At 71.8% G+C, this 21,993-nt stretch carries 22 protein-coding genes; 10 read left to right on the forward strand and 12 right to left on the reverse strand.

Annotated features, from left to right (window positions below; all coding sequences use genetic code 11):
* The first annotated feature begins 88 nt into the window (after nt 1–88).
* A complete protein-coding gene (locus ABEA87_RS33410; protein ID WP_345636473.1) occupies nt 89–1,057 on the forward strand; it encodes an SAM-dependent methyltransferase in 969 nt (322 codons plus the stop codon).
* Nucleotides 1,054–2,190 (forward strand): NADH-quinone oxidoreductase subunit D, encoded by a 1,137-nt coding sequence (locus tag ABEA87_RS33415; RefSeq protein ID WP_345636475.1) that lies wholly within the window; start codon nt 1,054–1,056, stop codon nt 2,188–2,190. Before ABEA87_RS33410 ends, ABEA87_RS33415 begins: the two co-directional genes overlap by 4 nt.
* A gap of 7 nt (nt 2,191–2,197) precedes the next feature.
* On the opposite strand, the gene ABEA87_RS33420 is transcribed toward ABEA87_RS33415, so the two are convergent.
* The 4 genes from ABEA87_RS33420 to ABEA87_RS33435 all read right to left on the reverse strand — a co-directional run bounded on the left by ABEA87_RS33420 (nt 2,198) and on the right by ABEA87_RS33435 (nt 6,778).
* The gene (locus tag ABEA87_RS33420; RefSeq protein WP_345636477.1) at nt 2,198–4,006 is read right to left on the reverse strand and encodes a hypothetical protein; all 1,809 of its coding nucleotides are present in this window, start codon (nt 4,004–4,006) and stop codon (nt 2,198–2,200) included.
* Between the two features lie 167 nt (nt 4,007–4,173).
* Nucleotides 4,174–5,157, reverse strand: a complete 984-nt coding sequence (locus ABEA87_RS33425) for a glycine betaine ABC transporter substrate-binding protein (RefSeq protein WP_345636479.1) — start codon at nt 5,155–5,157, stop codon at nt 4,174–4,176.
* 206 nt (nt 5,158–5,363) lie between these two features.
* Nucleotides 5,364–6,089: an ABC transporter permease gene (locus tag ABEA87_RS33430; RefSeq protein WP_345636481.1), complete on the reverse strand. Its 726-nt coding sequence runs from the start codon at nt 6,087–6,089 to the stop codon at nt 5,364–5,366.
* The gene (locus ABEA87_RS33435; protein ID WP_345636483.1) at nt 6,086–6,778 is read right to left on the reverse strand and encodes an ABC transporter permease; all 693 of its coding nucleotides are present in this window, start codon (nt 6,776–6,778) and stop codon (nt 6,086–6,088) included. Before ABEA87_RS33435 ends, ABEA87_RS33430 begins: the two co-directional genes overlap by 4 nt.
* 2 nt (nt 6,779–6,780) lie before the next feature.
* Between ABEA87_RS33435 and ABEA87_RS33440 the strand changes: the two genes are divergently transcribed.
* A complete protein-coding gene (locus ABEA87_RS33440) occupies nt 6,781–7,884 on the forward strand; it encodes an ABC transporter ATP-binding protein (RefSeq protein ID WP_345636485.1) in 1,104 nt (367 codons plus the stop codon).
* Between the two features lie 9 nt (nt 7,885–7,893).
* Here ABEA87_RS33440 and ABEA87_RS33445 read toward each other — a convergent pair whose 3' ends face one another.
* From ABEA87_RS33445 to folP, 7 genes are all read right to left on the reverse strand, one after another.
* On the reverse strand, nt 7,894–8,313 hold the full coding sequence (locus tag ABEA87_RS33445; protein WP_345636487.1) for a hypothetical protein: 420 nt from the start codon (nt 8,311–8,313) through the stop codon (nt 7,894–7,896).
* Nucleotides 8,314–8,524: 211 nt separating this feature from the next.
* Nucleotides 8,525–8,797: a hypothetical protein gene (locus ABEA87_RS33450; RefSeq protein ID WP_345636489.1), complete on the reverse strand. Its 273-nt coding sequence runs from the start codon at nt 8,795–8,797 to the stop codon at nt 8,525–8,527.
* Nucleotides 8,798–8,844: 47 nt separating this feature from the next.
* Complete coding sequence (locus tag ABEA87_RS33455; protein ID WP_345636491.1) at nt 8,845–10,194, reverse strand: ABC transporter permease; 1,350 nt, start codon at nt 10,192–10,194, stop codon at nt 8,845–8,847.
* Between the two features lie 75 nt (nt 10,195–10,269).
* The gene (locus tag ABEA87_RS33460; RefSeq protein ID WP_345636492.1) at nt 10,270–10,773 is read right to left on the reverse strand and encodes a DUF3180 domain-containing protein; all 504 of its coding nucleotides are present in this window, start codon (nt 10,771–10,773) and stop codon (nt 10,270–10,272) included.
* 19 nt (nt 10,774–10,792) lie between these two features.
* Complete coding sequence (folK, locus tag ABEA87_RS33465; protein ID WP_345636494.1) at nt 10,793–11,317, reverse strand: 2-amino-4-hydroxy-6-hydroxymethyldihydropteridine diphosphokinase; 525 nt, start codon at nt 11,315–11,317, stop codon at nt 10,793–10,795.
* Complete coding sequence (gene folB, locus ABEA87_RS33470) at nt 11,314–11,676, reverse strand: dihydroneopterin aldolase (protein WP_345636499.1); 363 nt, start codon at nt 11,674–11,676, stop codon at nt 11,314–11,316. The genes folK and folB overlap by 4 nt, the downstream gene beginning before the upstream one ends.
* Nucleotides 11,655–12,458 (reverse strand): dihydropteroate synthase, encoded by an 804-nt coding sequence (folP, locus tag ABEA87_RS33475; RefSeq protein WP_345636624.1) that lies wholly within the window; start codon nt 12,456–12,458, stop codon nt 11,655–11,657. Before folP ends, folB begins: the two co-directional genes overlap by 22 nt.
* Before the next feature lie 612 nt (nt 12,459–13,070).
* Between folP and ABEA87_RS33480 the strand changes: the two genes are divergently transcribed.
* The 7 genes from ABEA87_RS33480 to ABEA87_RS33510 are packed head-to-tail and all read left to right on the forward strand — an operon-like array spanning nt 13,071 to nt 21,506.
* A complete protein-coding gene (locus tag ABEA87_RS33480) occupies nt 13,071–13,391 on the forward strand; it encodes a hypothetical protein (RefSeq protein ID WP_345636501.1) in 321 nt (106 codons plus the stop codon).
* A 7-nt stretch (nt 13,392–13,398) separates the two neighbouring features.
* Nucleotides 13,399–13,776 (forward strand): hypothetical protein, encoded by a 378-nt coding sequence (locus tag ABEA87_RS33485; protein WP_345636503.1) that lies wholly within the window; start codon nt 13,399–13,401, stop codon nt 13,774–13,776.
* Nucleotides 13,773–17,222 (forward strand): ATP-binding protein, encoded by a 3,450-nt coding sequence (locus ABEA87_RS33490; RefSeq protein WP_425570999.1) that lies wholly within the window; start codon nt 13,773–13,775, stop codon nt 17,220–17,222. The genes ABEA87_RS33485 and ABEA87_RS33490 overlap by 4 nt, the downstream gene beginning before the upstream one ends.
* Nucleotides 17,222–19,279: a DMT family transporter gene (locus ABEA87_RS33495; protein ID WP_345636505.1), complete on the forward strand. Its 2,058-nt coding sequence runs from the start codon at nt 17,222–17,224 to the stop codon at nt 19,277–19,279. Before ABEA87_RS33490 ends, ABEA87_RS33495 begins: the two co-directional genes overlap by 1 nt.
* A 6-nt stretch (nt 19,280–19,285) precedes the next feature.
* Nucleotides 19,286–19,822, forward strand: a complete 537-nt coding sequence (locus ABEA87_RS33500; protein ID WP_345636507.1) for a hypothetical protein — start codon at nt 19,286–19,288, stop codon at nt 19,820–19,822.
* Entirely contained in the window at nt 19,819–20,934 is a 1,116-nt protein-coding gene (locus ABEA87_RS33505) for a M23 family metallopeptidase (RefSeq protein ID WP_345636509.1), read from the forward strand. The genes ABEA87_RS33500 and ABEA87_RS33505 overlap by 4 nt, the downstream gene beginning before the upstream one ends.
* Nucleotides 20,931–21,506, forward strand: a complete 576-nt coding sequence (locus ABEA87_RS33510) for a hypothetical protein (protein WP_345636511.1) — start codon at nt 20,931–20,933, stop codon at nt 21,504–21,506. Before ABEA87_RS33505 ends, ABEA87_RS33510 begins: the two co-directional genes overlap by 4 nt.
* Before the next feature lie 3 nt (nt 21,507–21,509).
* Here the strand turns inward: ABEA87_RS33510 and ABEA87_RS33515 are convergent, their stop codons facing one another.
* A complete protein-coding gene (locus tag ABEA87_RS33515) occupies nt 21,510–21,941 on the reverse strand; it encodes a hypothetical protein (protein ID WP_345636513.1) in 432 nt (143 codons plus the stop codon).
* Nucleotides 21,942–21,993 lie beyond the last annotated feature (52 nt).

Here is a 21,993-nt window from a genome sequence, read left to right on the forward strand (position 1 = left end):
CCGCCCGGCGGCCGCGTGCCGCCCGGCCGCGGAACGACTCCGGCCCGGTCGGGTCCTCCCTGAGGAGGACGCTGGGTAGGTTCATCGGGTGCGCTGGCGGCAGGCGATCCAGGAGGCCCTCTACGGGCCGGATGGCTTCTTCGTGTCCGGCGACCGCCCCGCCGACCACTTCCGGACCAGCGTGCACGCCTCGCCGCTGTTCGCCGGGGCCCTGGCCCGGCTGCTGGTGGGCCTGGACGAGGCGCTGGGCGGCCCGCCGACGCTGGACGTGGTGGATGTCGGCGCCGGCCGGGGCGAGCTGCTGCTGGCCCTGGCCGATGCGGTACCGGGCCCGCTGCTGCGGCGGCTCCGGCCGACCGCGGTGGAGTTGGCGCCCCGGCCGCCGTACCTGCCGCCCGCCGTGCACTGGTCGCACTCCCTGCCGGCGTCCGTCACCGGGTTGCTGATCGCCACTGAGTGGCTGGACAACGTGCCGGTGGATCTGGCCGGGCGCGACACCACCGGACCGGCCCGCTACGTCCACGTCGACGATTCCCTCGGCGAACCGGTGTCCGATGTGGACGCCGCGTGGCTGGATCGCTGGTGGCCGCTGGCTTCCGGGCACCGAGCGGAGATCGGGGTACCGCGCGAGGAGGCGTGGCGCTCGGCGGTGTCGACTGTGCGGGGTGGGTACGCGCTCGCGGTGGATTACGGCCACCTGGCCGGCGCCCGGCCCGCCCTCGGTACGCTCACCGGCTTCCGGGCCGGCCGTCAGGTGCCGCCGGTGCCGGACGGGTCCACCGACCTGACCGCGCACGTGGCGTTCGACGCCCTGGCCGACGCCGTGTCGCACGGGGTCGCCCCCGAGACAGTGTTGGTCACCCAGCGGGAGGCGCTGCGCGGGCTCGGCGTGTCCGGCGCCCGCCCGCCCCTGTCGCTGGCGTCCACCGACCCCACCGGGTACGTGCGGGGGCTGGCCCGCGCCGGTCAGGCGGCTGAGCTGACCGACCCGGCCGGCCTGGGCAGCCACTTCTGGCTGCTGTCCGCCGTGGGCGTGCCCGTACCATTCCAGCCATGACCCGCGAGGTGGTTGTCGGAACCGGTACCGGCCTGGACACCGCGGACATGGTGCTCAACATCGGGCCACAGCACCCGTCGACGCACGGGGTGCTGCGGCTGAGGCTGGTCCTCGACGGCGAACGGGTGCTCTCCTGCGAGCCGATCGTCGGGTACATGCACCGGGGCGCGGAGAAGCTGTTCGAGGTCCGCGACTACCGGCAGATCATCGTGCTCGCCAACCGGCACGACTGGCTGTCCGCGTTCTCCAGCGAGCTGGGCGTGGTGCTGGCCGTCGAGCGGCTGATGGGCATCGAGGTGCCGGAGCGCGCGGTCTGGCTGCGCACCGCCCTGGCGGAGCTGAACCGGGTGCTCAACCACCTGATGTTCCTCGGCTCGTACCCGCTGGAGATCGGCGCCATCACGCCGGTCTTCTATGCCTTCCGGGAACGCGAGACGCTGCAGGCCGTCATGGAGGAGGCCTCCGGCGGCCGGATGCACTACATGTTCAACCGGGTCGGCGGGCTCAAGGAGGAGGTGCCGGCGGGCTGGACCCGGCGCGCCCGGGCCGCCATCGACGAGGTGCGGCGCAGGATGCCGGACCTGGACAACCTGATCCGCCGCAACGAGATCTTCCTCGCCCGTACCGTCGGCGTGGGGGTGCTCACCGCCCAGCAGGCCGCCGCGTACGGTGCCTCCGGGCCGGTGGCCCGCGCCTCCGGGCTGGACATCGACCTGCGCCGGGACGACCCGTACCTGGCCTACGGCTCCCTGTCGGTGCCGGTCGTCACCCGCCAGGCAGGCGACTGCCACTCCCGGTTCGAGTGCCTGCTCGACCAGGTGTACGTCTCCCTGGACCTGGCCAGCGCCTGCCTGGACCGGGTCGACCAGCTCGGCGGCCCGGTCAACGTGCGGCTGCCGAAGGTGGTCAAGGCGCCGGAGGGGCACACGTACGCGTGGACCGAGAACCCGCTCGGCATCAACGGGTACTACCTGGTCTCGCACGGCGAGAAGACGCCCTGGCGGATGAAGCTGCGCACGGCGTCCTACGCCAACGTGCAGGCGCTGTCCACCCTGCTGCCCGGCTGCCTGGTGCCGGACCTGATCGCCGTCCTCGGCTCGATGTTCTTCGTGGTCGGCGACATCGACAAGTGATCGCCGGTCAGCCCCAGCGGTCGTCGGACAGTTCGAAGTCGATGCGGTGGGACCGCGATCCGCCGCGCGACCCGCCCTCCTCGCGCTCCCAGCGATCGTCCCGGTCCTCGCCGCGGTCCTCGCCGCGTCGGCGGCGCGGCTCCCGTTCCGGCTCGTCCCGCCGCTGTTCGACCCAGCTGGACGCCGGCGGTCCGCCGGCCGCAGGCAGTGCCGGGGTCGACCCGCGCCGCGGCCAGGATGCCTCGTCATCGTCCTGGCGCGCCCGGCGACCGGCCGGGCGGCTCTCCCCGGACGGCTCGGCCGACCAGCGCTCCTCACGCTCGCGCCGCTGGCTGCGGGTCTCCCGGGATTCGTCGGGCGAGTCGCGGTACCGGGACTCGTGGCGGGATCCGCGCTCGGGGTCCTCCCGCGGATACTCCGGACGGCGGCCCTCCGCCCGGCCCTCCGGCCGGCTCTCCGCCCGGCGCCCGTCCTCCCGCCGGCCCTCCTCGCGGCGCACCGACGCCCACCGGTCCTCGATCCGCAGTTCTGTCCCGGACTCGTCGGAGCGCAGCTCCGCGCGCCGCTCGCCCATCCGTACCTCGCGACCGTGCTCGTCGGAGCGCACCGCGGCCCAGCGGTCGCCGGCCCGCACGTCGGACCAGCGCGCGTCGTCCGCCGGATCATCGCGGTCGTGCCGCCGGGGCCGCCGCGCCTCCTCGCCGCCCCGCACGTCCCCGCCCCGCACATCAGCGCCCCGGACGTCGCCGCCCCGGACGTCGCCGCCCCGGACGTCGCCGCCCCGGACGTCGCCGCTGGGGTACTCGTCGCCGCGGACGTCGCCGCTCGGGTACTCGTCCGGCTCATCCCGGTAGTGGCCGCCGCCACGGGACCCGCCGCCCCGGTAGTCCCCGCCGCGCTGGCTGGCACCGCGGTACTCGCCGGACCCGTATCGGGGATCGGCCGCCCGCGCCCCGCCGCGCCCCTCGGCCTCGCGCTCGCGCTGGCGCTGGTCGGTCCAGGAATCTCCGCTGTCGTCCCGCTCCGGCGCCCAACCGCCCCGGTCGGATCGCCCGCGCCCGGACTCGCGCTCCGACCGCTCACCGCCCGACCGCTCACCGCCCGACCGCTCACCGCCCGACCGCTCACCGCCCGACCGCTCACCGCCCGACCGCTCACCGCCTGACCCGCGCCGCCCGACCGGCGGGGCCTCCGGCTCGGCCGGCCGGCCGTACGTGCCTCCGCCGCCGTAGACGGTGCCGCGCTCGGCGTCGCCGTGCTGGTCCACGATCGTCTGGCGGGTGGTCTCCCGCACGGTCTCGGTGTGCCGCACCACGCCGCCGGCGACCAGCGGGCTGACCGGCTGCTGCTGCGGCGGCGGCTCGGGCGCCGGCACCGAGGCGGTGCGGGCCGCCGCGGGCGGCGGGCCGGCCGGGGCCGGTTCCTGCCCGGCCGCGCGGATCGACCCGAGCTGACCGCGCAGCGCCTCGACGTCTTCGTGCAGGCGTTGCAGCTTCTCGGAGAAGGACTTGTGGGTGGCGCGGGCCGCGGTCGTGATGTCCTGCCGGACGTCCTCGCGCAACATATCGATCTCGTCGAGCATGGTCTGTTCAAGCTCGACCTTCACGCTGGTGGCGTCGGGCCGCAGCATGACGGACAGCCCGACGAGTACGACGGCGAGAATGGCGAGAACGGCCGCTACCTTGAGCCCCGAGGCCCCACCGATCAGCAACAGAAGTGCTGCCAGTGGCGCCAGGCCGACCCCGATCCAAAAGACCACGGTCAGTAGCCGTCCGCCCCGCCGTCCCTCCTCCTGCTGGGTCTCCGGAGCCGGCATGGCTCTAGAGGCTACCGAGAGTTGGAACGGAACGGAAACCCCCCAAACCGAGCCCGGGCGCCGGGGGCCGGCTCCTGACCCAGCGTGACGAGTACCTGACGCGGCGCGGCCCCGGACCGTGGTGGTCCGGGGCCGCGTGGTCCGCGTCGCGGATCAGAGCGTTCTGGTCAGCCCGCCAGTGCCGGGTCCGACGACAGCACCAGGCCGAGCGTGATCTGGCCGTTGGTCAGTGCGGTCTTGGTCAGGTTGCCACCGCTGTCGAGCGCCTTGAACTGGCCGAACTCCAGGCCGTACTTCGACTTGAGGCCCGGCTGGCAGAACGGCCGCTGCGGGCACTCCGGCGGTCCGCCGAGGACGGACGCCTTGCCGTTGCACTTGGCCGCGAAGTCGGACAGCGTCTTGAGCGAGTACTTGTCCGCGGTCGCCTTGGTCACCGCCCACGCGTCCTCGTCCGTCGCCTGCGAGGCATCGCCGAAGGTCAGCCCGAGCTTGGCGCCGTCCTGCTTGAGCGCGGTGACCGTGGCGTCCAGGTCGCTGGACGCCTGAGGTGCCGCGCTGGCGCCGTTCACCTTCGAGTTCAGGAACTCGGTGAGCGTGGCGGCGTACTCCGGGACGACCTGGATCTGGTTCTTCTCCAGGGCCGGCTCGTAGAGCTCGCGGTTGCCGATCGTCTGGGTCGTGGCCGTGTAGCCGGCCGCGTTCAGCACGATCTTGTAGAGCTCGGCCAGCGTCTGGTTCTCGCTGAAGTTGGCCGCGCCAACGATGATCTTCCCGCCGGAGCCCTTGGCGATGCCGGCGGTCAGGTTGTTGCTCTGTGCGAACGCCGCGGCGGCCGCCGCGGAGGTCTGGTGGTCGACGTCGGTCGCCTTGTTGAGCTGCACCAGCTTCGAGGTGTCCAGCGTCGCCGACACCTTGTTCAGCGCGGCCAGCAGCTGCGGCGACGCCGCCTTGCTGTTGACGGCCGGAATGATGTCGTCGGTGTTGGACAGGTGCTTGTCGTCATCGAGTACGACCATCTGCTGGCCGGCGATGGGTGCGCACCCGCCGGCCGCCACCCCGGTGGCCGCCGCGGAGGTGCCCGAGGACCCCGCCTTGCCGCATCCCGCCAGCACGCCGGCCGTGAGGGCGAAGCCCAACACGCCCACCGCCACACGAGAGATCGTGCGCATATCGAAGTGCCCGCCTTCCGTGTCCCGGCGCAACCATACGGTCACGCCGCGTGTCCGACGGGCGGTATCGGTTGTGAGTACCGCCCAAGGAGCCCCCAGCTCAGCATCCCTGTGCTGGGCGGACAACAGATAAACACATCTCGTTAGCGGACTTTCACCAACTTAGCCCGTAAGGGCCGGAGTGTGATTCAGGACTCCGCCGCGACGGCCGTCCTCGACTTGCGGACGCGTTGGGATCGGCGCAGCGGCCGAGGCGTGACCAATCGCTGCACGACCGCCAATACCCCCTCGACCATCAGCGCGAGCACCGCGACCAGCAGCCCGCCGGCGAGCACCTGGCCGCCGGCCCGGGACAGGCCCAGCCCGAAGCCGTCGCTGATGATTTCGCCGAGCCCGCCGCCGGCGACCAGCGCGGCCAGCGAGGCGGTGGCGACGACCTGCACCGCGGCGGTACGGAGCCCGGCGGCCAGGTACGGCACCGCCAGCGGTAACTCGACCCGCCACAGCAGCTGCCAGCCGGACAGGCCCATGCCCTGGGCCGCCTCCCGCACCTCGGGATCCACCGACCGCAGCCCGGTGTACGCGTTGGCCAGCAGCGGCGGCACGGCGAACACCGCCAACGCGATGATCACCGGCAGCTCGCCGATCCCGATGGCCCGGATGAGCGGCAGGATCGACAGCAGCGCCAGGGTCGGTATCGCGAGGGTGACGTTGGACACCACCACTACCACGCCGCCGCCGCGCCCGGTGTGCCCGAGCCACAGCCCGAGCGGCCACGCCACCAGGCAGCCCAGCAGCACGGCCGCGCCGGTGATGCGCAGGTGCTGTTCGAGCAGGGTGAAGATGCCGGTACCGGGGTTTGTCCAGTTCAGCGGGTCGTTGAGCCACACGACCGCCTGGTTGATGTAGTTCACGAGGCCCTCCGGCGCAGCCAGGGCGTGAGCAGCCGGCCGGCACCGGCCAGCAGCAGATCCAGCACCAGCGCCAACACCACGGCCAGCACGGTAGCGGTGGTGATCTCGGCCCGGTAGTTGGCATGGAATCCGGTGGTGATGAGCTGGCCGAGGCCGCCGTGCCCGACCAGCACCCCAACCGTGGTCAACGCCACAGTGGACACCGTCGCCAGCCGCAGCCCGGTGATGATGCCGGGCAGCGCCAACGGAAGTTCGATGCGAATCAGGCTGGCGAATCGCCCATAGCCCATGCCACGGGCCGCTTCCCGGACATCGTCCGGCACCTGGCCCAGACCGGCCAGGGTGTTCCGTACGATCACCAGAAGCGCATATATCACCAGGCCGATGAGTACCGTCCCTCGGCCGATGCCGATGAACGGCGCCAGCACGGCGAACAGCGCGAGGGACGGAATCGTGTACAACACTCCGGAGAGTGCAAGAATCGGCCCGGTGGACCGGTGGTACCAGTGCGCGAGCACGGCCAGCGGGATGGCCACAATGGCGGCCAACACCACGGCCTCGACGGTCAGCGACGCGTGCTCGCGCAGCGCCGCCACCAGCGTGGCCGAATTGTCATGCACGTACTGCCAAGAGAACCACGGATTGGCGGAGCTGGCGTAGGCCAGCGGTGGTGAGTCCGGAAGGGACATACGTGGACGGTACCCCGAACGGGAGTGCGGCACCGATCACCCTCGACAGCGTCGGCAAGCGGTACCCGGACGGCACCGACGCCGTGGGGTCGCTCTCCCTCGATATCTCCGCCGGCGAACTGGTCGTGCTCATCGGCCCGTCCGGCTGCGGCAAATCCACCGTGCTCCGGATGATCAATCGGCTGATCGAGCCGACCGCCGGGCGGATCCTGCTCGACGGCACCGATGTGCACTCCGGCAACGCGGTGGATCTGCGCCGTCGCATCGGGTACGTCATCCAGAACACCGGGCTGTTTCCCCACCAGACGATCCGCGCCAACGTAGCGACGGTGCCGAAACTGCTCGGCTGGCCGAAACGCCGGATCGATGACCGGGTGACCGAACTGCTCGACCTGGTCGGGCTGGACCCCTCGCGGTACGGCAAGCGGTACCCGCACGAGCTGTCCGGCGGCCAGCGCCAGCGAGTCGGAGTCGCCCGCGCGCTGGCCGCCGACCCGGTGGTGCTGCTGATGGACGAGCCGTTCTCGGCGGTCGACCCGATCGTGCGCGTCCGGCTGCAGGACGAGTTCCTGAGGCTGCAGGCGACGGTGCGCAAGACGATCCTGATGGTCACCCACGACATCGACGAGGCCGTCCGGATGGGTGACCGGATCGCCGTGCTGTCCCAGGGTGCGGCGCTGCAGCAGTACGACACCCCGGCGCAGCTGCTGCGGGCGCCCGCCAACGACTTCGTCCGCGAGTTCGTCGGCTCGGACCGCGGCATCAAGCGGCTGAGCGTGCTCCCGGTCCCCCGGGACGGGCTGACCCCGCTGCCGGCCGCGACCGACCCGGCGACGGGCCCCTCGGTGCCGGTCGGCGCCTCGCTGCGCGACGCGCTGGCCACCCTGCTGGACGGCGGTACCGGCTGGGTCGCGGTACGGGACACCGACGGTACGGTGCTCGGCACCCTGACCCCGACCCAGATCGCGCTGGCCGGCGCGGCCGATTCGGCCGGCACGTCCACCGGCACCGCCCCGGCGGGTGGCGGGGGCGTTCCCGCTGCCCGTGCGGGCGGCGACCCGGCGGCCGCACCGCCCGAACAGGTGCGGCCGTCGGGAGTCGCGTGAGGTTGCCGGCTACCGCCGGGCGCCGAACGCCGCCAACCCGACTATCCAGCCGACGAACAGCCCGTACACCGCGCCGCCCGAGGCCCAGTTGAAGGCGCCGAGGAGGCTGGCGTTGGCCTGCACGAAGGCCGCGATGAGGCCGGCGACCGCGCCGGCGAACATGTAGGCGCCCCAGCCTGCGAAGAACTGGCTGGCGCTGCCCCGGGCACGGGACAGCTGCGAGCCGGCGAGGAGCGTGACGAACAGCCCGGTCAGCACGACCAGCAGGATCGCCTTGAGGTCGTCAGCGAGGATGGTGCGCACCGACTCGTCGGAGCTGAACGACCATTTGGGCCAGGCAAGCTGCCGGAGAAAGTAGCCCCAGGCGTCGTTGGACGTGTTGTCCCTGACCCAGTCCGTGTAGGCCGGGTTGCCAAATGCGATGACCAATACCAGCGCGGTTATGACAGCGGTGCCCGTCGCGGTCCGAACGCGCCCACGTGTAGCTATAGCCATACGGCTAGTGTGGGGTCATACTTTCGGTCAGGCAATCGACGTGGGCGAATGGTCCCGAAGATCCGGAACTGTCCGCGCCCGGTCCGGGCCGTCGCCCGGCGTCAGACGCGCCGAGCCGGGCTGGTCAAGCAAGGATCGGCGACGCTCAGTGCTTGAGCAGGTAGTCGATGAACGCCGCCCTGATCAGGGGCTCCTCGTCGCCGTACTCGTGGTTGGTGCTCTCCCGCCACACCGCCGCCGCGTCGTCGACCGTGGACTGCACGCCCAGACCGCCGTCGTTGCCGCCCTCGGCGGCCGGCAGGTGCTCGAACAGCGACCAGAAGAAGGCGACATCCGCCCGCTCCCGGGCCCGGGCAAAGGCCCGATCCTGCAGTTCCGCGGTGGGCAGGGCGCCAAGTTCGGCAAAGCTCCCGCTCATGTCAGCCCTCGCTGGTGGTCTGGTGGCCGGCGTTCATACCGGGAACGCTACTTGACGCCCCACCGCTCGTCCGACGCTCCACCCCACGTGTCGTCCGTGGACCGCCCCGGCAGCTGGCTGCCCCAGCCGCCCTTCCGGCTGTCGGACCAGCCCTGGGTGCTCGCGTCCAGGCCGCGGGCGTCCCCGTCGCGGGCATCGGGTTCCCACTCCTGCGCCTGCGCCTCCGGCTCCGCCGGGTGGGTCGGCCGCGGCCGGCCGAAGGACTCCACCAGCCGGGTCACCGCCAGCCCGATGCCGACCGCCACCGCGGCCACCGCATAGGAGGAGATGCGCAGCTTGGCGGCGTCGGAGTACGCGATCACGAGAGTGATCAGGCTGGCCGTCAGGACGGTACCGAGGATCCCACCCCGGCGGCCGAAGGCACTCGTACCGGCGGCCAGCGCCGCGCCCACCGCCAGCCCGGTGGTCAGGAAGCCGTTCGTCGGCGCGACCGACGTCGACGAGAGCGCGAACAGCACGCCGGCCAGCCCGGCCAGCACGCTCGACCCGACGATCGCCAAGAACGCGATGACGCCGGTGACCGCGCCACGGCGCAGGGCCGGGTCGCCGACCGGGCGGAACCGGGCGATCCCCCGCCTGATCGGCTTCACCAGGCCGAGGATGCCGCCCAGCAGCGCCAGGGCGGCGAAGCCGCCGTACCAGTAGTACGCCTGGGTAGCGGGGTGGTAGGTGGTGGTGACCTCGGCCGCCGCGCCGTGCTGATTGATCCACACCGTGACGCCCAGCGCCCCGGCCAGGCTCGCCGCCCACGCCGGCACGTGCAGGGCCACCACCGCCAGCCCGATGACCGCGCCCACGCCGGCGGCGAGCAGCAGCGTGACACCGGCGGTCGGGAGCAGCCCGCGATCGCTGTGGGAGGCGAAGAACAGCGCCGCGGCCGACGCGGTGGAGCCGGCGGCGAGGTTGACCACCCCGGCCCGCAGCGACAGGCCGACACCGATCGCCAGGAAGCCCAGCACCGACGCGTTGATCAGCATGCCGTGCAGCGGCGTGCCGGAGATCTGCGCCCGATGGGTCTGCTCGAAGTACACGGCCATGCCGACCGTGGCGAGCAGCAGCACCAGCTCCCAGATCAGGTGCACGCCCATCCGGTCCATGCCCGGGTCGCCGTGCTCCGGATCGTCGAAGACGCCGTCCAACTCGGCGGGGGTCACCGGGCGGCGCTCGAGGTTCAGGGTGCCGGTGCCCTCGGCGGCCGCGCTCGTGGAGCGGGCGAAGTCGTCGACCGAGTACCCCCCGGGTTGGTAGGTCGGCGTGGATCCGGTGTCGGCGCGGAAGTCCGGTTCGTCGCGGAAACCCTCGCCACGGAATTTGGACCCCTGGTCTCCGTACGTCATGACCGACGCCTCCCTAAGCGTTCGGAGCCCGACCGTACCCGCGCGTGCCCACCCGGGAAAGACCCCCGACCGTAGTTATTGGGGCTCCTCCTCCTCGTCGGGGCGCTTGGGCACCCGACAGGCCCGCTCCAGCCACAAGGCCGCCGCGATCAGGGCCAACGCGGCGACGAGGCCGCCCGCGGTCGGCGCGATGTCGCTGGCCGCGGCGGACAGCCGGGTGCGCTGGGCGAGCAGCCAGATGAGCAGCCCGGCATAGAAACCGGCGAAGATCGAACCGGCCAGGGACGAAGCCTTGGCGAGCACCACGTAGCGGGCCACGGCGAGCGCCTGTACCGGAGCGGTGCCGGGGCGCCGGTCGATGCGCGCCTTGGTGGAGCGGGCCAGGAGCGCCTCGCAGATGGCCAGCGCGAAGACGGTGAAGGCGGGCAGCCACGGAATGCTCGGGATGTCCCCGTAGAACCGGGCGAGGACCACCCAGCCCAGCGCGGCGGCGGCCAGCCCGACGACCACCAGGGAGGCCGGGTTGGTGGGGCGCAGGCGCGGCTCGTTGGTCTGCTGCCGCTGCGGCTGCTGACTCATGCCGTATCCAGGGTCAGGCTCATGCCGGCTCCAGGGTCAGGTCGGGACGGGGCTTGATCAACGCGAGGTCGGCCTCGACCGGCGCGGTGCGCAGCAGATCGGTGACCCAGCCGTGTCCCGGCAACGACGCGTACGGTTCGATGTCGATCCACGGACGCAGGACGAACGCTCGCAGGTGCGCCCGGGGGTGAGGCAGCGTCAACTCGGGATCCGTCGAGACGACCGGGTCCCCGTCGGGAGTGTTGACCGCGATCACGTCGACGTCCAATGTACGCGGGCCGAAGGGCCGTTCCGGGTCTCGCACCCGGCCGGCCCGCTCCTCCAGCGCCCGGCCCCGTTCCAGCCAGTCCCGGGGGCTGGCCGACGGGTCGGCGACGATCAGGGCGGCGTTGAGGTAGTCCGGCTGGTCCGGGTCGCCCCACGGCGGAGTCTCGTACACCCCGGAGACGACCTGGAGCACCTCGGACAGCGAGCGCACCGCGGCGCGCAGTTGGCCGAGGCGGTCGCCCTGGTTGCTGCCCACCGACAGCACGGCCCTGGTCACGACCGCCGGCCGGACAGCGTCACGGCAACGTCGCCGAACGCGTGCGGGATCGGCGCGTGCGGCTTGTGGACCGTCACCGTCGCGGCGTTGACCAGCGGTTCGGACAGGCAGAGATCCAACAGCCGGGAGGTCAGCGTCTCGATCAGCTTCACCGGCTCGCCGGCCACGATGGCGGCCAGCCGGTCGGCCAGCTCCCCGTAGTGCACCGTGTCGGCGACATCGTCGCTGGCGATGGACTTGTCAAGATCGCACTCGAGCGTCACGTCCACGATGAACGCCTGGCCCTGGCTGCGCTCGGACTCGTAGACCCCGTGGTGACCATGGATGGTCAGCCCCGTCAGCGTGATCGTGCCTGGCACGTCGCCTCCCATACCGCTATGGCGTCCACTGTGGACTGTACGTCGTGGACCCGGACACCCCACACTCCGGCACTCGCCGCGAGCACCGTGGTCGCGACGGTGGCCACCTCGCGCCCGTCCGGGGGTCGGGGGGTGCCGTCCGGGCCGGCAAGCAGCCGGCCCAGGTAGGACTTGCGACTGGCGGCGAAGAGCACCGGGAAACCCAGCTCGATGATCTGATCCAGATGCGCGGACAGCAGCCAGTTGTGCTCCGCGTTCTTGGCGAACCCCAGGCCGGGATCCAAGATGATCTTGTCGCGCGCCACGCCGGCCGCGAGCGCCTCCTCGACCCGCAGGGCCAGCTCCGCGCGCACCTCGGCCACCACATCCCCGTACCGGGCGAGCTGCCCCATGTGGCGGGAGTGTCCGCGCCAGTGCATCAGCACCCACGGGCAACCGGCCTCGGCGACCACCTTGGCCATGGTCGGGTCGGCCAGGCCGCCGGACACGTCGTTGACCACGCCGGCTCCGGCCTCCAGCGCCGCCGCGGCGACGCTGGCCCGGGTCGTGTCGATGCTCATCGGCACCCCGGCGGCGGCCAGCTCAGTGATCACGGGCAGGACGCGGCGGATCTCCGTGTCGGCGTCGATCCGCTCGGCGCCCGGGCGGGTGGACTCGCCGCCGATGTCGATGAGGTCGGCGCCCTGGTCGCGCATGAGCACGCCGTGCGCGAGCGCGGCATCCAGGTCGGCATACCGACCACCGTCGGAGAAGGAGTCGGGCGTGACATTCAGCACGCCCATCACCACCGGTCTCACCGCATCAGCCTACGGCGTGCCCGCGCGGCCCGTGCCCGGGCGGCCCCGCTCGCCCGCCGGCCGCGGCCCGAGCCGGCGCGCCCCGCGTGGGAGCACCCCGACACGTCCGCCCCGGGCGCCGGGGCCCCAGGCGGATCGGACATCCGGGCGGGTACCGTCCTCGGGCCGGAAAGCGGGCGTACCCCCGCCCGGCCCCGCCGGCCCGGCCCCGGGCTCGCGGGTCGAGGTCCAGGACGGGTGGCGCGGGGATGCGTGACGAGCGCGAGCGGCACCGCCGCGGCGGAGCGCCAGCAGTCGCCGCAGGGATACTTCCGATAAGTCGGTCTACGTGGTCTGTCGGGTTAATTGTTCTTAGCCGCCGCGAGGCGCCTCCCCGGATCTCCAAAAGCCGTCCTGACCAGGATTTTCTTGCCGAGCGGGGGCAACCGGCCACGCTCCGCCTAGCTTGTTCGTTAGGTGACACCAACGTACGCTCAGGGCTATTCCAGGCCCATCGTACGGAGACAGAGCGTTACAACTCACTACCACTCAGTTGATATTGCGGAGCGGCTACAACGCGGACGGCCCCTCGCCAACCGCGTACTGGGAAGGACGTAAATGATCTTCATGGAGCTCGGCCAGGTGGTGTTGCACCAGACACACGCCGCGGACGTGCTCGCCGTCGTGACGGGCAAGCTCGCGCCAACCCCGGAGCCCACGGACATCAACACCGACGGAGTCGTCTCGTTCTTCGCCAGCAAGATCGCACCCATCCTGCTGGCGGGGCTCGGCATCGTCTTCATCGGAAGAGCCAGCCGGGGCGAGGTGTCCAAGGTGCTGACCAGCTCGGCGATCGCGATCATCGGGCTCGCGTTCATCGCGGGCGCGGTGTCGCTGTTCTTCGTCGGGGACTACCTAATCAATTTGGCATTCAAGTAGGCCACAGATGCGCTTGCGCACGGACGACGACATCTATCGGGCCCGTCTGGTCTACCTGGGCCCGCCCGGATACACATTGCCGTTTCAGCTGCCGTACGCGCAGTACGGGCTGTTCGTGGTGCTGGTGCCCCTGTTCATGTTCGTGCACTACCTGTTCACTCTCCACTTCGACCTGTTCCCGGCCTGGGAGATCGCGCTGGCCATGGTGGCCACGTCATACATCTTCCGGCACGTCGACCCCGACCGACCGGCACGAATGGTCATCCGCACCGCGCTGACCGACTGGCGACGCACCCGCGAGCCATCCGTCGAGCGGCGCGATGCACGGCTCGTCGCGTCCCGGGTACACATCCGCGAGTCCATCATCGGTAGGGACGCGCCATGACCCACATCCCGCACGCCCGTCAACCAGAGGACGGGCCCGTCGCGCCACGGTTAGACATCGAGGACGAGGCCCCGGACGTGCAGATGGTGCCGCGCGGCTCGGTGGCGGTGTTCCAGTCGCCCCGGGCCGTGCGGCAGTCGGGCCAGGCTGCCGCGCCGGTGGACGCCAACGGCGCGGGGAACGCCGGCGGCGGACTCACGAGGGGCAACGGCGGCCGGCCCGCGCACCGGCCCGACATCGAGTCGCCGTTCCTCGAGCTATTCGGCGCCAACGCCCGGCGCGCCGTCAAATCCACCGTGGACGGCGTGGTGGTCGCGCCGGAGCCGCTGCCCGCGCAGCCGGACGACGGGCCGATCAACGACGGGCCGATCGACGACGGAGCGATCAACGGTGGGGCGCCGATCGAGCTGATGCCCGACGATCGACCGCGCATCGGCGGAGCGCCGCAGGCCCTGACCACCTCGCCGGTCCGATCCGGCGGCCCCCGCCAGCCGGACCGGCGGTCGGTCCCGGGCCCGCCGGTCGACGACCGCCCCGAGCCTGCCCGGCAGGGCGCACTCGCGGCGCCCCCGGCGACCGCCCAACCCCCGGCCGCGCCGAGAGGGCCAGAGCCCACCGCGCCCGACGGCTGGCAGACCACCGGGATGCCGCCGGCGGTGCGAGCGCCGGGCTCGACCGAGCCGGCCGTCCGGCAGCCCGGCACGACCGAGCCCGCGATCCGGCAGCCCGGCACGACCGAGCCCGCGATCCGGCAGCCCGGCACGACCGAGCCCGCGGTCCGGCAGCCCGGTGATCGCAAGCCCGCCCGGCGCGGCGCCGGCAAGCAGCCGGCCGTCCGCAAGCCGGCCCGGCCAACCCCCGTGCGCCGACCGCCCCAGCCCAAGCAGAAGGATCGCAACCCGGTCCAGGAACTGGCCATCAGCGAGATCGCCGGGCACCTCACCTTTACGCCGAACAGCGTCACCGCGTGGTACTGGCTGCCCGAGGTGCGTTGGGCGTTCCGCCCGGACGCCGAGCGCGAGGCGCTGCTGTCGGCCGTCGCCGAACAGTTCGCCGGCCTGGCCGGGTTCCGGCTGCACCTGCGGCGCACCACCCGGCCGTTCCCGGCCGACGAGTGGGCCCGCACGGTCGACGAGAACACGCCCGCGCCGCTGCTGTCGGTGCCCGGCGCACCGTCCTGGTCCGACCACCTGGTCGCCGCGCAGCACCACCTGCTGGCGGTCAATCACGCCGAGGGGCAGACCTTCCTGGGCGTGACGTTCACCAGGCGCTCGCTCGGCGACACGCTGAGCGAGCGCATCCGCCGGCTGTTCGGGCGCGGGGTGGCCGACGGCGAGCGGCGCAAGATGGCCCGCACGGTCGAACAGTTCGACGAGGTGCTCGGCGCGTTCGGCATGCGCGGCCGCCGGGTCAGCTCGAACGAGCTGGAGTGGCTGCTGTACCGGTCGATCGCGCTGGGCATGTCGCCGCCGACCATGCTGTCCCCGGTCTCCTCGGGCGAGTGGAACCAGGGCGACCTGCTGGCGATGACCGAGCAGGTCGAGCGGTACCGCACCCCTTACGGCTCGACGGTCAAGCTGGTCAACCGGCTCACCGGCGAGGAGCGGCACGTCGCGGTGCTCTCGGTCGGCCGGATGGAGCCACTGGAGATCCCCGAGCGGCACGAGCCGTGGCTGCACTTCCACGAGCGGCTGCCCTGGCCCATGGAGATCTCGTCCAGGGTCGACGTTCTCGGGCCCAACGACTCGTTCCGCAACCTGGAGCACCGGCTGCGGATGATCCGCTCGCAGCAGGCCGACTACGCCGATCACGGCATCGACGCGCCGCCCGAGCTGGAACGGCTGGCCCAGCGGGCACTGCACATCGGCGACGACATGACCACGGGCCTGCCCACCGACGCCTCCCGGGTGCACGGCTGGCACCGCATAGCGGTCTCCGGCCGGTCCCGGGACGAGTGCCTGGAGCGGGCCCGCCGGCTCATCCAGATGTACGCCCGGGAGCTGCGGGTCTCGCTGCAGCACCCCAAGCAGCAGGACTGGCTGGCCCGCGAGTTCATCCCCGGCGAGCCGATCGCCAACACCGGATACCTGCGCAGGATGCCGGTCAAGCTGCTGGCCGCGGCGCTGCCCCAGGCCGCGTCCACGGTCGGGGACCGGCGCGGCGACCTGATCGGGCGGACGGCGGGCACCTCCCGGCGCCCGGTCTTCCTGGACCTGCACTTCCCCATGGAGATCCGGGAGCGCTCCGGCCTCGCCGTGTTCGTCGCCGAGCCCGGTGGCGGCAAGTCCACCCTGATGGGCGCGCTCGGATATCTTGCCGCCCGGCGTGGGGTGCGGGTCACCCTGCTCGACCCGTCCGGCCCGCTGGCCAGGCTGGCATCCATGCCCGAGTTGGCGCCATACTCGCGGGTCCTCAACCTCACCGGCTCCGAGCAGGGCACGCTCGCGCCGTACGCGCTGATTCCAACGCCGATGCGGGCTCACTTCAGTGACGATCCGGTGGGTGAGCGCGAGTTCGAGATCGCGGTGTCCAACGCCCGGGCCGAGCGCCGGATGCTGGTGCAGGACATCTGCTCGATGCTCGTGCCGCCCCAGGTGGCCCGGGAGGCGTCCACCGCGACCATGCTGCGTCACGCGGTGCGCGAGGTGCCCGCCGAGGAATCGTCCACCTTGGACGATGTGGTGCGCTGCCTGTCCGAACTGGACAGTGCCGAGGCCAGGGAACTGGCGCACCTGTTGATGGACACCGCGGAGATGCCGCTGGCGATGCTGTTCTTCGGCTCACCGCCACCCTCCACCCTGGGCGCGGACGCCGCGCTGACCATCATCACCATGGCGGGGCTGCGGCTTCCGGACCTGAAGATCGAGCGGGAGTACTGGTCGGCGGAGGAGGCGCTCGCGCTGCCGATGCTGCACACCGCACACCGGCTCGCGGTGCGCCGCTGCTACGGCGGACCGATGTCCGACCGCAAGCTGGTGGGTCTGGACGAGGCGCACTTCATGGAGGGCTGGCGTTCGGGCCGCTCGTTCCTGGTACGGCTGGCAAGGGACTCGCGGAAGTGGAACATCGCGGGCCTGGTGGCATCGCAGAACCCGAAGGACATCCTCGGGCTGGACGTGCAGAACCTGGTATCGACGGTCTTTGTCGGGCGGATCGCGGAGGACCCGGAGGTCGCCGCGGAAGCGCTGCGGCTGCTGCGGGTACCGACCGACGTGGGCTACGAGCAGACGCTCGCCACGCTCTCCACAGTGGACACGGCATCGTCGTCACGGCTCGGGTTCAGGGAGTTCGTGATGCGCGACGTCGACGGGCGGGTGCAGAAGGTTCGGGTGGACGTGTCGTACGTACCCGACCTGCTCACCTACCTGGACACGACGCCGGCCGCGGCGCCGGCCACCACCGTGGACGTACCCTCCCCTGACTTCCTTCCCGAGCCGGAGGCGTGATGCCCACCCCTCGCACCGGGCCGCCCGTGGCCCGGTCGTGCGGCCATCGACTGCTGGCCGCGGTCGCGGCGGTGTTCTTCGCCGTGACCGGAGTGCTGTTCTTTACGTCCGCTCCGGCCTCGGCGGCACCGACGGCCGGCGGAGGGAACCTGTGCTCCACGGCCTCCTGGCAGGACCCTACGCAGTGGGACGACTGCGTGGGCAAGCTCGCGGACCTCACCACGGACGAGGCGCAGTGCGTGCAGGCGCCGACACCCGAGGCGCCGGACTCCGGCATGGCCGGCTGGTTCGCCACCCGACCGACCTCCGCGCCCAGCGACGCGGACGGGATGTTCACCAACTACGGGTACGCGGGCTACGACTACGAGACGTACGACACCGGCTGCGTGAACCTGGTGACGCACCCGGACGACGAATTCGAGAACACGATCGCCAACGGCGAGTTCATGTTCGCCACCGGGATCATCGGCGCCGGCGACGCCCTGCGGGACAAGGCGTGGGAGCCGCAGAGCCTGTGGGGCTGGGCGGACACGCTGGTCGACAAGGCCACGACGTCGATCTACAACAGCGTCTTCACGGTGTTCGGCGCGATCACCCTCGCCGTGGTGGGCCTGTACCTGCTCTGGCGTTCCCGCCAGTCCGACATGAACAACGCCATGACCACCGCCGGCTGGGCCATCCTCGTGATGGTGGCGGTCACCGCCATCGCGGCGTGGCCGGTGCGCTCGTCGCATCTGGCCGACCAGAGCCTCATCACCGGACTGTCAACCGTGCACAACGCGGTCGGGCCGCCGGCACACGACACGCCGTCGTCGGAGTGCTCCAAGCTCCCGGAGACCCAACAGTGCAAGGACCACCGCCCGCCGTCGCAGCGCGCGAGCGATGTCGCCGTCTCGAACCTGCTGTACCGCAATTGGCTGCGCGGTGAGCTGGGCTCGGCCGACAGCGCCACGGCCCAGAAGTACGGCATGGTCCTGTACGACGCGAAGTCGCTGACCTGGGGCGAGGAGCAGGACATCGAGCGCGACCCCAGCGGCAAGCAGCGCCAGCAGATCCTGAGCTACAAGCAGCAGCGCTGGGAAAAGGTCGCCAAGCAGATCAAGACCGAGGACCCCGACGCGTACCAGTACCTGCAGGGCGCCAAGGGCATGGACCGGGTGGGTGCCGGCTTCATCGCCATCCTGTCCGCGCTCTTCTTCGGGATGTTCGACATCGTCGCGTCGGTCCTCGTCCTGCTCGGCTTCCTGATCTTCCGGTGGGCGGTCATCGCCGCGCCGGTCCTCGGCACCATCGGCATGCTCCGACCGGCCAGCGCCGGGCTGCGCCGGCTGGTCAACGCCGTGGTGGCGGCCATCTTCAACATCATTATCTTCGGCACCGGCGCGGCCATCTACCTGTTCGCCGTCGACCTCATCATGGGCACCGCCTCGCTGCCGCCGTGGCTGCAGGTGGTCCTGGTCGGACTGTGCGGCCTGGTGGGCTGGGTGCTGCTGCGGCCGTACCGGCGGGTCGCCCAGCTCGGCGGCGGCCGGGAGTTCGCCGTCGCGGGCGGCGCGCAGCGCAGCTTCTTCCGCGACCTACGCCAGGCCGCGGCGCTCCGCGTGGCGACTCCGGCCGCCGAGGAGGCCGCCCAGCGGCGGCGCCAGGAAGTCACGGTCGCCAACCGGGTGCGGCCCGAGGCGCGCCACGAGGACCCGTTCGAGACGCGCGGCACTGGCGGCGGTCGACCGACGGTCGCCGCGGGGCGTCCGGAGGGCGGCGGCGGTCGCCCGGCAGGCGGTGGCGGTCGTCCGGAGCGCGGTGGCGGTCGCCCGGCGGGCGATGGCGGTCACCCGGAGCGCGATGGCGGTCACCCGGAGCGCGATGGTCGTCCGGAGGGCGGGCCGGCACAGAGCGGCGGGGAGCCGTCCCGGAAGCATGCCAGCACCACGGAGTGGGCGGTTCCGGACCGCGACGAGGGCGAGCCCCAGTACATGATCTACCGCCCGGGGCCGCGCCCTGGCTCCGCCAAGCCGGAGCCGATCAAGCGGCCCGAGTCGGCACCGATCCAGGGGTAGGCCACCATGCGCCACGTCCTGCGGATTCTCGGTTCCCGGTACGGGGCGGCGGCCGCGCTCATCGTGGTCATCGCCCTCATCGTCGGGATCGGCAAGGTGGTCGGCGGGGGCAGTCACCTGCCCACGTCCGGGGCCGGTTCGCTCGGCGTACCGGTGGCCAGCGCGACCACCTCGCAGCAGCCCGATGACGGTGTCGCCGGCTCGCCCACGCCGCCGGCACCCTCCACCAGCCCGGGCGCGCCCGACCCGCAGACCGTCGCGAACAGCTTCACCCGGGCCTGGCTGCACCACACCGGGGTGACCGCGCAGCAGTGGTTCGACGGGATCGCGCCGTACTCCACCGACACTCTCAAATCTGAGCTGACCGGGGCCGATCCCGCAACGGTGCAGGCCAGCAGCGTGAGCGGAGACCCGTCGATCGTCGACCGCTCCGAGTCCTATGTGGAGATCGTGATACCGCTCGACGCCGGCACCCTGACCCTCGGGCTGGCCGCCGACGACGGCCGGTGGCTGGTCGACTCCGTGGACTGGGAACGGCCGTGAGCGCCCGCCGTCGCCTCGGGATCCTGGTCGCGGTGGGCGTGATCGGGCTCTTTGCCTGCTGCGGCGGGACCGCGGCGGCCTTCTTCATCGACGGGTCGGACAACTCCCAGTCCAACGCCAGCATGGCCTCGATGGCCTGCGGGGGCGGCGGCACGCTGAACCCGAGCGGGAAGCTGCCGGAGGTCGACTCGCTCGGCGACGCACAGATACACAACGCGGCCGTGATCATCAGCGTCGGGCAGCAGCTGAACGTGCCGCCGCGCGGCTGGGTCATCGCCATCGCGACGGCGCTGCAGGAGTCCGCGCTGACCAACCTGCCCAACCTCGGCGCCGCCAACGACCATGACTCGCTCGGCCTCTTCCAGCAGCGGCCCAGCCAGGGTTGGGGCACCAGGCAGCAGATCCTCGACCCGTCCTACGCGGCGAGGAAGTTCTACGAGAAGATGCTGGCGATCCCGAACTGGCAACAGTTGCCGTTGACTGTGGTCGCGCAGGACGTGCAGCGCAGCGCCTACCCCAACGCGTACGCCAAGCACGAGCCGCTGGCCACCGCCGTGGTCAACCAACTCGCCAACAACGCCGGGCGGGCGGTTGGCAACCTGGTCAACGAGCGCTGCGCCCAGCCGGGCGAGGTCACCGCCTCGGGCTGGACGGTGCCGGTCAAGGGCGCCACCATCACCTCCGGTTTCCGCACCGCCGAACGGCCCACCCACAACGGGGACGACCTCGCCGCCCCCAAGGGCACCCCCATCCACGCCGCGGCGGCCGGCGTGGTCACCGTCGTACGCTGCCAGGCGTCACTGAACGGCGAGCCCTACAGCTGCGACCAGGACGGCAGCATCTCGGTGCAGGGGTGCGGCTGGTATGTCGAGATCCTGCACGCGGGGAACATCATCACCCGGTACTGCCACCAGATCCGCCACCCGAACGTGGTGGTCGGGCAGCAGGTGACCGCCGGGCAGGTGATCGGCTGGGTGGGTGACAGCGGCAACTCCACCGGCCCGCACTGCCACTTCGAGGTGCACCTCAACGGCGACAACAGCGCCGCTGGCGCGGTCGACCCGGTACCGTTCATGAACCGACAGGGTGCGCCGCTGGGAGCTCAGCAATGACGGACGACTGGATACCGAAGCCGCCCAGGACCCTCACGCCGGTAGGAGCCGCCGGACGTGACGATCTGCGCGGCAAGCGGGTACTCGTCGGCCAGCCCGGCCTTGGTTGGCGGGGCGATCTGCGGGCCGACGCCCCGGTGGTGCAGGGCAGCCGGACCTACGTGCCGGTCCTGACCGAGCAGGAGTGGTACCGCGCCGAGGTGGAGCAGGTGGAGACGTTCGCCCCGCTGGTGCCGGTCGACCGGGTGTGGGTCGAGGTGCTGGGCGACAGCGAGGCCGAGGACGCCACCCGATGGAAGGACCTGTTCACCCGGCTGGTGTCGCTGGACGCGCCGGCACCCCGGCAGCCCATCTCGGCGCGGGTGGCCGCCTCGCTCACCGGCCGGCGCGTGGTCCGGGTCAGCCCGTCGGGTGAGCAGCGGGACCTGCGGGCGGTCACCGAGCCGTACCAGAACGCGGCCAGCGACATTTGCGTACGGATCTGCACGGAGCTGAACTGGTACCGCTGGGGCTGGACGGGGCAGGTACCCCGGTCCCAGGAGGTGCCGGTCTACCTGCTGTGGATCGAGTAGCGCTCAGCTGACCTGGTGCGCGGCGCAGGTCCGCCAGCCGTTGTCACGCACCGCGGTGAAGTCCCAGTGCTCCTGCCTGCGCAGTTGCTGGCCGCTGTCGTTGGTGAACAGCACGATGACGACGGCGACGTGTGCCGTGTTGCCGCTGCGCGACACCTCTCTGACGCTGTCGAAGTTGACGTAGATGGTGAAGTTGTACGTCTTCTCGCGGTTGTCGAGATCCTGCCGCAGCGCCTTGACCTCGTTCAGGCCGCTCTGGTCCTGGCAGGCGTACGTCGCGGCCTGCGCGTCGTTGTGCTGCCCGAGGTAGGCCTGCGCGTACTGGCGCACCGCCAACTCGGGGGTCGTGCGGTCCGGCTTGGTCGCCTTGTCGTACTCCACGTAGCCGACCAGGGAACCGCTCGCGCACAGCGCCGCCACCACGCCAATCAACACGGCGATGATCAGGCGCCAGTTTCGCTTGCGCCCCGATCCGCGCTCTCGCCCC

The sequence above is a fragment of the Rugosimonospora acidiphila genome (genome assembly GCF_039543385.1).
Taxonomy (GTDB): domain Bacteria; phylum Actinomycetota; class Actinomycetes; order Mycobacteriales; family Micromonosporaceae; genus Rugosimonospora; species Rugosimonospora acidiphila.